This window comes from Pseudomonas sp. MYb193, from assembly GCF_002966775.1.
GTDB lineage: Bacteria > Pseudomonadota > Gammaproteobacteria > Pseudomonadales > Pseudomonadaceae > Aquipseudomonas > Aquipseudomonas paracarnis.
The window spans coordinates 3,803,425-3,816,418 of sequence record NZ_CP023269.1 but is presented as its reverse complement, the minus strand read 5'-3'; the positions used below and the strand labels follow the sequence as shown (position 1 = coordinate 3,816,418).

Annotated in this window: 13 protein-coding genes; 5 read left to right on the top strand and 8 right to left on the bottom strand. The window is 61.3% G+C overall.

The features are described 5' to 3' along the window. Positions 1-237 precede the first annotated feature (237 nt). The 4 genes from CLM72_RS17235 to CLM72_RS17220 all read left to right on the top strand — a co-directional run bounded on the left by CLM72_RS17235 (position 238) and on the right by CLM72_RS17220 (position 4,361). Positions 238-720: a sigma-70 family RNA polymerase sigma factor gene (locus tag CLM72_RS17235; protein WP_105227245.1), complete on the top strand. Its 483-nt coding sequence runs from the start codon at positions 238-240 to the stop codon at positions 718-720. 119 nt (positions 721-839) lie between these two features. Further along, the gene (locus tag CLM72_RS17230) at positions 840-2,177 is read left to right on the top strand and encodes a lysine N(6)-hydroxylase/L-ornithine N(5)-oxygenase family protein (protein ID WP_105227244.1); all 1,338 of its coding nucleotides are present in this window, start codon (positions 840-842) and stop codon (positions 2,175-2,177) included. An 85-nt stretch (positions 2,178-2,262) separates the two neighbouring features. Continuing rightward, positions 2,263-3,483: a putative DNA modification/repair radical SAM protein gene (locus CLM72_RS17225; protein ID WP_014719028.1), complete on the top strand. Its 1,221-nt coding sequence runs from the start codon at positions 2,263-2,265 to the stop codon at positions 3,481-3,483. Beyond that, positions 3,480-4,361 (top strand): TIGR03915 family putative DNA repair protein, encoded by an 882-nt coding sequence (locus CLM72_RS17220; RefSeq protein WP_105227243.1) that lies wholly within the window; start codon positions 3,480-3,482, stop codon positions 4,359-4,361. Before CLM72_RS17225 ends, CLM72_RS17220 begins: the two co-directional genes overlap by 4 nt. Positions 4,362-4,635: 274 nt before the next feature. On the opposite strand, the gene CLM72_RS17215 is transcribed toward CLM72_RS17220, so the two are convergent. The 7 genes from CLM72_RS17215 to ctlX all read right to left on the bottom strand — a co-directional run bounded on the left by CLM72_RS17215 (position 4,636) and on the right by ctlX (position 10,551). Next, positions 4,636-5,133, bottom strand: coding sequence for an Lrp/AsnC family transcriptional regulator (locus CLM72_RS17215; RefSeq protein WP_003192319.1), 498 nt, complete (start codon positions 5,131-5,133; stop codon positions 4,636-4,638). Between the two features lie 4 nt (positions 5,134-5,137). Further along, positions 5,138-5,968, bottom strand: a complete 831-nt coding sequence (locus CLM72_RS17210) for an ABC transporter ATP-binding protein (protein ID WP_272911835.1) — start codon at positions 5,966-5,968, stop codon at positions 5,138-5,140. Positions 5,969-5,971: 3 nt separating this feature from the next. Continuing rightward, positions 5,972-6,685, bottom strand: coding sequence for an ABC transporter permease (locus CLM72_RS17205; protein ID WP_054897441.1), 714 nt, complete (start codon positions 6,683-6,685; stop codon positions 5,972-5,974). Beyond that, a complete protein-coding gene (locus CLM72_RS17200; protein ID WP_014719023.1) occupies positions 6,682-7,383 on the bottom strand; it encodes an ABC transporter permease in 702 nt (233 codons plus the stop codon). The genes CLM72_RS17205 and CLM72_RS17200 overlap by 4 nt, the downstream gene beginning before the upstream one ends. A 176-nt stretch (positions 7,384-7,559) precedes the next feature. Beyond that, positions 7,560-8,339, bottom strand: a complete 780-nt coding sequence (locus CLM72_RS17195; RefSeq protein WP_032896457.1) for an ABC transporter substrate-binding protein — start codon at positions 8,337-8,339, stop codon at positions 7,560-7,562. 227 nt (positions 8,340-8,566) lie between these two features. Then, positions 8,567-9,613 (bottom strand): ornithine cyclodeaminase, encoded by a 1,047-nt coding sequence (locus CLM72_RS17190; RefSeq protein ID WP_034127975.1) that lies wholly within the window; start codon positions 9,611-9,613, stop codon positions 8,567-8,569. A gap of 11 nt (positions 9,614-9,624) precedes the next feature. Continuing rightward, the gene (ctlX, locus tag CLM72_RS17185) at positions 9,625-10,551 is read right to left on the bottom strand and encodes a citrulline utilization hydrolase CtlX (protein ID WP_105227242.1); all 927 of its coding nucleotides are present in this window, start codon (positions 10,549-10,551) and stop codon (positions 9,625-9,627) included. A gap of 223 nt (positions 10,552-10,774) precedes the next feature. On the opposite strand from ctlX, the gene CLM72_RS17180 reads away from it, so the two are divergent. Further along, on the top strand, positions 10,775-11,668 hold the full coding sequence (locus CLM72_RS17180; RefSeq protein ID WP_072446150.1) for a GNAT family acetyltransferase: 894 nt from the start codon (positions 10,775-10,777) through the stop codon (positions 11,666-11,668). Between the two features lie 136 nt (positions 11,669-11,804). Here CLM72_RS17180 and CLM72_RS17175 read toward each other — a convergent pair whose 3' ends face one another. Further along, the gene (locus CLM72_RS17175) at positions 11,805-12,824 is read right to left on the bottom strand and encodes a branched-chain amino acid aminotransferase (protein ID WP_003192309.1); all 1,020 of its coding nucleotides are present in this window, start codon (positions 12,822-12,824) and stop codon (positions 11,805-11,807) included. Positions 12,825-12,994 lie beyond the last annotated feature (170 nt).

Genomic DNA, 12,994 nt, shown 5'->3' with positions numbered 1-12,994 from the left:
TAAGTAGTTACAGCTCCAATTGCGAAAAAAACCGACCGCTGATGAGAGAGTTCTTTAAAAGTAGATGAGAATTACTATAAATTGCACACACTCAAACTGCCATCATCGGTGATGGCTAAACCGCCAATGATTGCGGGCGCATCCAGATAAGGGGGTGCGCTCTTGGGTTTTTCGCGAGCAAGCTCGCTCCTACAGGGGCTGGGTGTCGTTTGTACCAAGGCCGTGGGGTCAGGAGTCATGTTGGAAAACTACTATCGCGAGCTGGTGTGTTTCCTCAACGCCAAGCTGGGCAACCGTCAGGTGGCCGAAGATGTGGTGCATGACGCTTATGTGCGGGTGCTCGAGCGCGCAAGCGACACCCCGATCGAACAGCCCCGCGCCTTCCTGTACCGCACCGCCTTGAACCTGGTGATCGACGGCCATCGGCGCAACGCCTTGCGTCAGGTCGAGCCCCTGGAGGTGCTGGACAGCGAAGAGCGCTTCGCCGCCTGTTCCCCCCACGCCAGCCACGACCAGGGCCAGCGCCTGGAGATGCTCGAGCGCGCCTTGGCCGAGCTGCCGGCGGCCTGTCGCGACAGTTTCCTGTTGCGCAAGCTCGAAGGCCTGTCCCATCTGCAAATCGCTGAACGCCTGAACATTTCCCGCAGCCTGGTGGAAAAACACATCGTCAACGCGATGAAGCACTGCCGGGTGCGCATGCGCGAGTGGGAAGCGCACTGATCGGCTGTTAGTTAAATTTTATTTCACTGTCCTCGTTTCCTATCAACACACGGCCTGTTGTTCAGGCCATGAAGGTATTCCCGCCCCACCGCCATGGGGCTTATCCAGAGGACACTGGAATGACACAGGCAATTGCTTCGCCCGCGGTTCATGACCTGATCGGGATCGGTTTCGGCCCTTCGAACCTGGCGCTGGCCATCGCCCTGCAGGAGCGTGAAAAGGCCCAGGGCAAGCTGGACGTGCTGTTTCTCGACAAACAAGCCGACTACCGCTGGCACGGCAATACCCTGGTGACCCAGAGTGAACTGCAGATTTCCTTCCTCAAGGACCTGGTGACCCTGCGCAACCCCACCAGCCCGTACTCCTTCGTCAACTACCTAAAGGCCCACGACCGCCTGGTGGACTTCATCAACCTGGGCACCTTCTACCCCTGCCGCATGGAGTACAACGACTACCTGCGCTGGGTGGCGGGGCAGTTCCAGGCTCAGGCCAACTACGGCGAGGAAGTGCTGGCCATCGAGCCGATCCTGCATCAGCAGCAGGTCGAGGCATTGCGTGTGATCTCCCGTGATGCCCAGGGCGAGCAGCATGTGCGCACCACCCGTTCGGTGGTGGTCAGCGCCGGCGGCACACCGCGCATCCCCGAGGCATTCAAGGCGCTCAAGGGTGATAGCCGGGTGTTTCACCATTCCCAGTACCTGGAGCGCATGGCCAGCCAGCCGTGCGTAGACGGCAAGCCGATGCGCATCGCCGTGATCGGCGGCGGCCAGAGCGCGGCCGAAGCTTTTATTGACCTCAATGACAGCTTCCCGTCGGTGCAGGTCGATATGATCCTGCGCGGTTCGGCGCTCAAACCGGCCGACGACAGCCCGTTCGTCAACGAAGTGTTCTCGCCGGCCTTTACTGACCTGGTGTTCCAGCAAGTCGGTGCCGAGCGCGAGCGTTTGGTCGCCGAATACCAGAACACCAACTACTCGGTGGTGGACCTGGACCTGATCGAGCGAATCTACGGGATTTTCTACCGCCAGAAAGTTTCCGGCATCGCCCGCCAGGCGTTCCGCACCCTGACCGTAGTGGAGAAGGCCACCCCAGGCCCGCTGGGCATCGAGCTGGCCCTGCGCAATAGCGCCACCGGCGAAACCAGCCTCAACCATTACGACGCGGTAATCCTGGCTACCGGCTACGAGCGCCAGATGCACCGTGAACTGCTGGCACCGCTGCACGCTTATATGGGCGACTTCGAAGTGGCCCGCGACTACCGCATCGTCACCGACGAGCGCTGCAAGGCTGGCATTTACATCCAGGGCTTCAGCCAGGCCAGCCATGGCTTGAGCGATACCTTGCTGTCGGTGCTGCCGATCCGGGCCGATGAGATTGCGGCGTCGTTGTATGCGCTGGACCATCACCGTGACAAGGCGCGTTCGGTGCAGGACTTGCTCCTGGCTACTGCCAGCTGACTGAGAGCGCTTGCTCCTACAGACGGCACTTGTGACAAAGTGTGGCTATTGGTACTGTACAAAAAACCAGTATCGGTAGCCCTCCATGCAGTTGATCGAAAAACTCAGCATCCTCGCCGACGCCGCCAAGTACGACGCGTCCTGCGCCAGCAGTGGTGCGCCCAAGCGCAGTTCCGAGGGCAAGGCGGGGCTGGGTTCCACCAATGGCATGGGCATCTGCCACAGCTACACGCCCGATGGCCGTTGCGTGTCGTTGCTCAAGGTGTTGCTCACCAACTTCTGCCTCTACGACTGCCAATACTGCGTCAACCGCCGCTCCAGCGACGTGCCCCGTGCGCGCTTCAGCCCGGAGGAGGTGGTCACCCTGACCCTGGATTTCTACAAGCGCAATTGCGTCAGTGGGCTGTTCCTCAGTTCCGGGATCATCCGTTCGTCGGACTACACCATGGAGCAACTGGTGCGGGTCGCCAAGCTGCTGCGCGAAGAGCATGACTTTCGCGGTTATATCCACCTCAAGACCATTCCCGATGCCGACCCGGCCCTGATCGCCGAGGCTGGCCGTTATGCCGATCGCCTCAGCGTGAATATTGAACTGCCCACCGACGCCAGCCTGCAAACCCTGGCGCCCGAGAAGCAGATCGGCTCGATCAAGCAGGCCATGCAGACCATCTACACCGGCGAACAGACGGTGCTCAACGAACCCCGCGCGCCACGTTTTGCCCCGGCCGGGCAGAGCACACAGATGATTGTCGGTGCCGACGACACCGACGACAGCACCATCCTGCACGGTGCCGAGGCGTTGTACGGTAATTTCAAGCTGCGCCGCGTGTATTACTCGGCGTTCAGCCCCATCCCCAACAGCCCGAAAAGCGTACCCCTGGCCGCGCCGCCCTTGATGCGCGAGCACCGCTTGTACCAGGCTGATTTCCTGCTGCGCAGCTACGGTTTCAGCGCCAATGAGCTGTTCGCCGGCCCCGGTGACCTGGCACTGGATATCGACCCCAAGCTGGCCTGGGCCCTGGAGCATCGCGAGGTGTTCCCCCTGGACCTGAACCGCGCCGAGCCGACCCTGATCGCACGTATCCCCGGCATTGGCCTGCGCACCACCCAGCGCCTGGTCGACCTGCGCCGTGAACGCAAGATCCGCTTCGAAGACCTGGCGCGCATGCGCTGCGTGCTGGCCAAGGCCAAGCCGTTTTTCATCACCAGCGACTACCACCCGCAACAGGCCGACAGCACCAGTGTGTTGTTGCGCGAACAACTGCGTGACCGCCCGCAGCCGCAACAGATGGGGCTGTGGGGATGATCAGCCTGGAGTGCGACAACCTGTTCAGCACCTGGCGCGAACAGGCCCGCTGGTTGCTCAGCCATCAGGTCGACCCCAGCCAAGTCAGCTGGGGCGAGGTGCAGGCGGCGGACCTGTTCGCTACCGATGAACCGATCCCACCAGGGTTGGGGCCGTTTCAGGCGCGCATACCCAAGGCGTTGTTGCAATTGTTGGAGTCCGCTGCCTGTTATCACGGTGATCAGCGCTGGAGCCTGTTGTATGAAGTGCTGTGGCGGGTCAGCCATGGTGATCGCACGGCCATGCTCGCGGGGGACAAGCTTGGCAGCGAATTGCAGCGGCGCATCAAGCAAGTCAGCCGGGAAGCCCACCACTTGCATGCGTTTGTGCGCTTCATCGCGCTGCCGGACGGGGCCGGGCCGGAACTGCCGGAGTACGTGGCCTGGCATGAACCAGCCCATGACATTCTCAAGAGCGCCAGCGAGCATTTTATCGGGCGCATGGGCCGCCATCGCTGGATGATCGCCACGCCCCTGGACGGTGTGTATTACGACGGCGAGCAACTGATTCATCAGCGCCAGTGCCCCGAGGCCTGGCAGCAACTGGCGCAGAATGTTGAAGATCCCCACAGTGCGATGTGGTTGACCTACTACAGCCACATCTTCAACCCGGCGCGGCTCAATCCCAAGGTGATGGAAGGGCACTTGCCCAGCCGCTTCTGGAAGAATTTGCCGGAGGGCAAGTTGATCCCGGGGCTGATCAGCGAAGCCCGCACGGGCAAGCAGAAGGATGGGCAGGCGAAGCTGGTGGGGGCCAAGCCAGGTAAAAGAATTGCAAACCCGGTCAATGTGGGAGCTGGCTTACCAGCGATGGCGGTCGACCAGTCAGATGTGGGGTGACTGATGCACCGCTATCGCAGCATGGATATCTACATAACTTTGTGGGCTGTAGAGCAGACGGTAACCACGATGCGAAGTGAGCCGCTGTCAGAGCGGAACCCTAGGTGGCCGTAACCTCAGCAATGGATATGTACACAGTCCAGCTGGGTTGACTGTCAGGACGCCTTCGCGAGCAAGCCCGCTCCCACAGTTTGATCGTGGTGGGTCAGATAGATAGGTGTCGGCTGTCAGGCCGCCATCGCAGGCAAGCCAGCTCCCACACAAACCAGCTGGATCAGGCCAGTTCGGTCGCGGTGTTCTTGACCACCGCCAACTCCGGATGCGCCACCAGCTTATCAATGTGCAACTCATCATTGTTCAACCAGGTCTCGGTCAGCACCCGGTAATGTTCCATATCCCGGCAGCGCATGCGCAGGCTGTAGTCGAACGGCCCGCTGATCAACTGGCATTCGAACACCTGCGGGCAGGCTTTCACGCAGGCTTCGAAGGCCTTTTGCGCCGAGCGCCCGCTTTGGTTGGACAGGGCCACCAGCACCAGCAGCGACAGCCCCGGTGAGACCATCTGCACATCGATGATCGCCCCATACCCACGGATCACCCCGCGTCGCTCCAGCTTGCGCACCCGCTCCAGGCAGGGCCTGGGGGTGAGGTGCACCAGTGACGAGAGCTTTTCGTAGGTGATACGCCCCTGATGCCTGAGTACGTCGATGATCGCTTCGTCGATGCGATCCAGCGTAGGGGAAGAATGGGGTCCGTTGGCCTTGGTATCCATGAGTTCACTTCAAACGGTTGGAAAGAAATTGCTGCAAGCGTTCGCTGGTGGGATGGTCGAGGATCTCGGCGCCGCCGTGTTCTTCGACTCGGCCCTGGTGCAGGAACAGTACTTGGCTGGACACCTGGCGGGCAAAGCCCATTTCGTGGGTGACCATCAGCATGGTACGACCTTCCTCGGCCAACGTCTGTATGACTTTAAGCACTTCTCCTACAAGCTCCGGGTCCAGGGCCGAGGTGGGTTCATCAAACAGGATGATCTCCGGCTCCATCGCCAGCGCCCGCGCAATCGCCACGCGCTGCTGCTGGCCACCGGACAGGAACGCCGGATATTGGTCCGCCACGCGGCTCGGCAGGCCGACCTTGTCCAGGTACAGCCGCGCACGTTTCTCGGCTTCGGCGGCGCTCACGTTCAGCACCCGGCGCGGGGCCATGGTGATGTTTTCCAGCACGGTCATGTGGCTCCACAGGTTGAAGTGCTGGAACACCATGGCCAGGCGCGTGCGCAGGTTTTGCAGTTGCGCCTGGTGCGGCGCGCGGGTGCCGGCGCGGCTTGGTTGCATTTCGATGCTGATGCCGTCCAGGGTGATCACCCCGGCGTCAGGCTGTTCCAGAAAGTTGATGCACCGCAGCATCGTGCTTTTGCCCGAGCCGCTGGCGCCGATCAGGCTGATCACATCGCCCTGGCGTGCATTGAGGGACACGCCCTTGAGCACTTCGTGTTCGCCGTAGCGTTTATGGATACCTTCGACTTGCAGCTTGATGGCCGCCGTGGCGGTTTTGCCGACGGGTACATCCATTGGATAAGCGGCCAGGGCCTGCGCGGACTGATTCATGGGTTAGCCTCGGGTAGGAACAAGAAAGCGCATCCAGCGACGTTCGGCCAGCCTGAACAGGCCCACCAGTGCAAAGGACAGCAGCATGTAAAGCAGGGCGGCGATGCCGAAAGCCTGGAAGGTCAGAAACGTCTCAGCATTCGCATCGCGGGCGACCTTGAGGATGTCGGCGACGGTGGCGGTAAACGCCAGTGACGTGGCGTGCAGCATCAGGATCATTTCATTGCTGTAGGCCGGAAGGGCGCGACGCAGCGCGGCGGGCACGATCACAAACAGGTTCAGCCGCCAGCCGTGCAGGCCATAGGCGCGTGCCGCTTCGATCTCGCCATGGGGAATGTTGCGGATTGCCCCGGCGAAGATTTCCACGGTGTAGGCGCAGGTGTTGAGCACAAACGCCAACAGCGTGCAGTTCAGCGCATTGCGGAAAAACTGGTTGAGCAGGGCGTTGTCCTGCACCACTTCGAGGCTGTACAGCCCGGTGTAGCAAATCAACAGTTGGATATACAGCGGCGTGCCGCGGAACAGGTAGGTATAGACCTCCACCGGCCAGCGCAGCCAGAAATGCTCTGACACGCGTGCCAGCGCCAGGGGGATCGACAGGGCGAAGCCCAGTACCACCGAGATAATGAACAGCCACAAGGTCATGGCGACACCGGACAGGCCGCTGCCATCGCTGAACAGGTAGGCCAGGCCGTATTGCTGGAACAGTTCGATCATCGCGCCATCCCCTTGATGCCCAGGTTATAGCGCCGTTCCAGGCGCTTGAAGATGCGGTTGGAGAGGGTGGTAATCACCAGGTACACCAGGCCCGCGAGGATCAGGAAGTACAGCGGCTCGCTGGTGGACTTGCCGGCGTTCTGCGCGGCCTTGACCAGGTCTGACAGGCCGATGATTGACACCAGCGCCGTGGACTTGAGCAGCACCAGCCAGTTATTGCCCAGGCCCGGCAGGGCAAAGCGCATCAGTTGCGGGAACAGCACCAGGTGAAAGCGCTGCCAGCGGCTCAGGCCGTAGGCGGTGGCGGCTTCCAGTTGGCCCGCCGGCACGCTGAGGATCGCTCCCCGGAAGTTCTCGGTGAAATATGCACCGTAGATAAACCCCAGGGTGATCACCCCGGCGGTAAACGGGTCGATTTCAACGTAGTCCCAGCCGAACGCTTCGGTCAGGTCGTTGAGCCACAATTGCAGGCTGTAGAAGATCAGCAGGATCAGCACCAGGTCCGGCACGCTGCGAATCAACGTGGTGTAGAGCGTGGCCGGCACGCGCAGCCATTTGGCGCTGGAGAGTTTGGCACCTGCGGCGACCAGGCCCAGGGTAAGGCTCAGGGCCAGGGCGAGGAACGCCAGCTTGAGCGTCATCCAGGCACCCTGGGCCAGCATGGGGCCGTAGCCTTGCAGGTTGAGGAGGTCGTTCATGGGGAAGATCTCGAAGGAGTGCACGGATTTACTGTGGGAACTGCTTGTTGTGGCGAGGGAGCTTGCTCCCGTTCGACAGCGTAGCTGGAGCCGGCTTTTTGGGGGCGCTTCGCACCCCAGCGGGAGCAAGCTCCCTCGCCACAACACGCCCGCTCCCACATGGGCACGGTTGCCGGTTACTCGTTGTAGATGTCCTGATCGCCGAAGTATTTCTTCTGGATCTGGGCGTAGGTGCCATCGGCCTGGACGGCGGCGATGCCCTTGTTGATCAGCTCACGCAATGCCTGGTCGTTCTTGCGCAGGCCCATGGCGATGTCCAGGGGCAGGGTTGGGTCCTTGAAGGCCGGGCCGGTCTTGAAGTCGGCGCCTTCGGGCTTGGACAGGAAGTTGAGCTGGGCTTCGAGCTTGTCCGTCAGGGTGGCGTCGAGGCGGCCGTTTTGCAGGTCGGCGTAGTTCTGTTCCTGGGACTGGTACGCCTTGATCTGTGCACCGAGCTTGGCCAGGTGCGCGCGAGCATAGGCTTCCTGCAACGAGCCTTGCAGCACGCCAACCTGCTTGCCGTTCAGCGACTCGGGGGTATCGCCGAAGGTGGCGTTTTTGCGGGTGATCACCGAGGTGGGGCTGAGGAACAGGCGGTCGGTGAAGTCGATGACTTTCTCGCGGGCCGGGGTCACGGCCATGGAGGACATGATCGCGTCGAACTTGCGCGCACGCAGGGCCGGAATCATGCCGTCGAATTCGTTGTGCACCCAGGTGCATTTCACTTCGAGCTTGGCGCAGATAGCGTTGCCCAGTTCGATATCGAAACCTTGCAGGCTGCCGTCGGCGGCGACGGATTCGAAGGGCGGGTATTCGGGGAACACGCCAAACCGGATTTCTTTCCAGTCCTGGGCGTGGGCAGCAGTGGCGCACAGTGGCAACAGCAACGCAGCGAAGAGTGATCGCAGAGGAGTCATGTGTCGGTCCCTATATTTTGTAATTGATGTCAGGGGCAGTGAATAACTGGGAGCAGAGAATGCTTCATGATGGTGCGTTTTTTGTGTCGTTTACCCCCTGCGCAAAGCGCAAATTGCGCTGTTAAAACAGGCAATGCAGCGGAATCGGCTGTGACACCGGCAATATCGGCTTTCAACCCACCCGAATCTGGCCTGCCCTGGGCGCAAAGCGGCAAGCCAGAGCGGTTTCAGGCGCGCTTTTTATGCTGTACCACAGGTTGCTGGGCCAGGCGTGCGAACAGGTCTTTCGGATCGGCCAGGTCTGGCACCAGCTCCAGCTCGCTGCCCACATCCAGGGCCTTGGCCACGTCCAGTACATAGCGCAGGGCCGAGTAGTCTTCGATGGCAAAACCCACCGAGTCGAACAGGGTGATTTGGCGCTCATTCTCGCGGCCCGGCTGTTGGCCGTTGATCACTTGCCACAGCTCGGTGACCGGCGAATCTTCCGGCATGTGCTGGATTTCGCCTTCGATGCGGCTTTGCGGTTCGTACTCGACGATCACCCTGGCGCGCTCGACGATACGGCGGTCCAGCTCGGTCTTGCCCGGGCAGTCACCGCCCACGGCATTGAGGTGCATGCCTGGCTCGATCATCTCGTCTGTCAGGATGGTGGCGTAGGCCTTGTCTGCAGTCACGGTGGTGACAATGTCCGCGCCTTTGACTGCCTCGGCGACGCTGGCGGCCAGGATCACCTTGATCGCCGGGAACGCCTTGAGGTTGGCGGCGAGCTTGGCGGTGGCCTGGGGGTCGATGTCGAACAGGCGGATTTCAGTAATGCCAAGCATGGCGTGGAAGGCCAGTGCCTGGAATTCGCTTTGGCAGCCGTTGCCGATCAGCGCCATGCTGCGGCTGTTGGCGCGGGCCAGGTAGCGCGCAACCAGGGCCGAGGTGGCAGCGGTGCGGATCGCAGTGGTCAGGGTCATTTCCGCCAGCAGCACCGGTTTGCCGGTGTCGACGTCGCCCAGGGCACCGAACGCCATCACGGTGAGCATGCCGGCCAGGGTGTTTTTCGGGTGGCCGTTGACATACTTGAAGGCGTACAGCGAGGCGTCGGACACCGGCATCAGCTCGATCACGCCATCCGGTGAATGGTTGGCCAGGCGCGCGCATTTTTCGAAATCCTGCCAACGCAGGTAGTCGGCGCGAATGTAGTCGGCCATCTCGGTGATGCAGGTTTGCAGGCCTTTTTGCGAAACCAGGTAGCTGAGGTCGTTGACGTCGATATAACGGGTCATGGCAAGACTCCTTATTGAAATGAGTGGCGGGCCGGCAGATGCACTTCGGCCAGCATGCAGCGGGCACTGCCGCCGCCGATGCGTTCGATGTTGTCGATATTCACCACCACCGGCCGCGTATGGCGCTCCACATGCTGACGCTGTTCCGGATGCAGGGCGCCCCAGGCACTGGCGGACATCACCAGCAATGGTTGGCCGTCCCGGTCGTGGACTTCCAGCATGTTGCCGGCGAAGGCTTCCAACTGGTCGAAGTCCAGGCTGAGGATGTCCTTGCCGGTGTCACGCAGGGAGCGTTCCAGGGCCAGGCGCTCGCTGTCGTCGGGCAGGGCCTGCAGGCACACCACCGCAAGGTCGCGGCCAACGCTCATCATCACGTTGCTGTGATAGATGGGGGCCTGGTGACGGTCCAGGGCATGGAACACACAGAGTTGGTAGTCGAGGCGTTCGGCAAACTGGCGCAGGGCCGCGTGGTGGGTGCGCCCCGAATGGCAGGCGTAGCTGATGCGGTGCTGGCGGTCGAGTACCATGCTGCCGGTGCCTTCCAGGAAGATGTTCTGTTGTTCCAGGTGGCTCAGGTCGATGGTGGTGTTGATCGCAAAGCGTTGCTCCAGTACTTGCAGCACGCCCTTGTTGCGCTCCAGTCGGCGGTTCTGGCCTTCCATGGGGTAGAGCACCAGGCTGCCGTCAGCATGGCTGCTCCACCAGTTGTTGGGGAAGATCGAGTCGGGCGTATGAGGCGCCGGCGTGTCCTGCACCACCAGTACCTCCACGCCATGCTGGCGCAGGGTGTCGACATAACCGTCGAACTCCTCCAGCGCTTTGTGCTGTGCACTGAGCGGGTCCAGCGGCGGGCGTTGGAAACGGTTGTTGATCGCGGTATCCGGGTTGAAGGCAAAGCGCGCCGGGCGGATCATCAGGACGGTGTTGGTGGTTTGCATGGGGGCACGGGTCCGTTGGGGATCTTGTGCCGCTATTGTGTGCGTTGCGGGGAAAGGATCCCGGCTGAAACAGCGGGGTGGCTCAGCCAAGAAAGCTGAAAACGGGAGTGGCGCAGCCGAATCGGCTGTCAGATTGAAATACGATCAGCCTGTGGGAGCAGGCAAGCCAGCTCCCACATTGGTATTGTGGTGATTGTTATCGTTGTGTCAGCCAGGAGGAACCATGTCTACCGCTGTTCGCCTTGCCCAACCTTCCGATGCCGAGGGCATCAGCCAGGTCATCCTGGCTGCGCTGCACAGCAGCAACGCACGTGATTACCCAGCAGATGTGATTGCGCGGGTTGCCAGCAACTTCACCCCCGACGCGGTAATGGCGTTACTCCAGCGGCGTGTGGTGTTGGTGGCGACTCAGGATCAACTGATCGTCGCTACGGCCGCACTGGATGGCAATGTGGTGCGCTCGGTGTTCGTCAACCCGGCGCTGCAAGGGCAGGGCATCGGTCGGCTATTGATGATCGAGATCGAACTGCGCGCCCGTGAAGCCGGCGTGACGGTGTTGAGCGTGCCGTCCTCGCTGACGGCGCAAGCCTTCTACGCCAAGCTGGGTTTTCACAACGTGCGTGACGTGTACCACGGCAACGAGCGCACGTTGGTGATGGAAAAGGCGCTGTTGTCCCGCCACCCCATCGGGCCATATCGCGACCGTCAACACCGTGCCCAGGTGATCGAGTTATGGCAGCAGGCGTTTGGCTATGACACCGCGCATAACCTGCCGAGCCTGGCGATTGATAAGAAACTGGCGGTCAATGACGGGTTGTTCTTCGTTGCCACCGACAACAAAGCCGTGATCGGTACCATCCTCGCCGGTTATGACGGGCACCGCGGCTGGTTGTATTCGGTGGCAGTGCATACCGACTATCGGCGCCATGGCCTGGGGTCGTCGCTGGTGCGCTATGCCGAGCAGGCGTTGACAGCGCTGGGTTGCATGAAGATCAACCTGCAGATCACCGGCGGCAATGACGTGGTGGTGGGGTTTTATGAGGCGTTGGGGTACGGGGTGGAGCCGAGGATCAGTATGGGCAAGAAGATTGCCGAGAATATTACGCCACGCTCTTGAAGGCGCAGAAACCAGTGTGGGAGCGGGCTTGCCTGCGATAGCGGTGGGTCAGTAGCCAATATGCTGGCTGACAGACCGCTATCGCAGGCAAGCCAGCTCCCACAGGGTTTTGTGGTGTCGCTGGCTTTTTTGGCTGTCAGACCTTGACGATCCAACCCGCCGGCGCTTCCACGTCACCGGTCTGCACACCGGTCAGCTCTTTGTAGAGCTTCTGGGTGATCGGGCCGACTTCGGTCTCGCTGTGGAACACGTGCAGCTTGCCGTTGTACTGGATGCCGCCGATAGGCGAGATTACCGCAGCGGTACCGCAGGCGCCGGCTTCCTTGAATTGGTCCAGCTTGTCGATGAACACTTCGCCTTCTACCACTTCCAGGCCCAGGCGGGTCTGGGCCAGTTCGATCAGCGACAGGCGGGTGATGCCTGGCAATACCGAAGGCGACTTCGGCGTGATGAACTGGTTGTCGTGGGTGATACCGAAGAAGTTGGCCGAGCCGACTTCTTCGATTTTCGAGTGGGTCATCGGGTCCAGGTAGATCGCGTCGGCGAAACCGGATTTCTTCGCTTCCGAGCCGGGCATCAGGCTGGCGGCGTAGTTGCCACCGACCTTGGCGGCACCGGTGCCTTGCGGCGCGGCGCGGTCGTAGCCGGAAATCTGGAAGTTGTGCGGCACCAGGCCGCCCTTGAAGTAGGCACCGACCGGGATGCAGAACACCGAGAAGATGAATTCCGGCGCGGTACGCACGCCGATGTTGTCACCGGTGCCGATCACGAACGGGCGCAGGTACAGCGCGCCGCCACTGCCGTACGGCGGGATGAAGCGCTCGTTGGCCTTGACCACTTGTTTGCAGGCGTCGATGAACGCGTCGGTTGGCACTTGTGGCATCAGCAGGCGGCCACAGCTGCGCTGCATGCGGGCGGCGTTCTGGTCCGGGCGGAACAGGTTGATCGAACCGTCTTTGCAACGGTAGGCCTTCAGGCCCTCGAAGCATTGCTGGCCATAATGCAGGGCAGTGGAGCCCTCGCTGATGTGCAGCACATTGTCGTCGGTCAGGGTGCCAGCTTGCCATTCGCCGTTCTTCCAGACCTGGAGAAACCGCTTGTCGGTCTTGATGTAGTCAAAACCCAGCTTGTCCCAATTGATGCTCTCGTTACCCATGACACCCTCTATCTCTGGTCAAGTCGGATTTTTTTCTGGATGGCGCAACAATACTGCATTCTTGGCCGGTGTGGGAGCAGGGCGGTGGACCATTCAACCTCTGCATTGGCTGATCCACCGCTATCGCGGGCAAGCCCGGCTCCCACATTGGAATGCATTCCAAGTGTGGG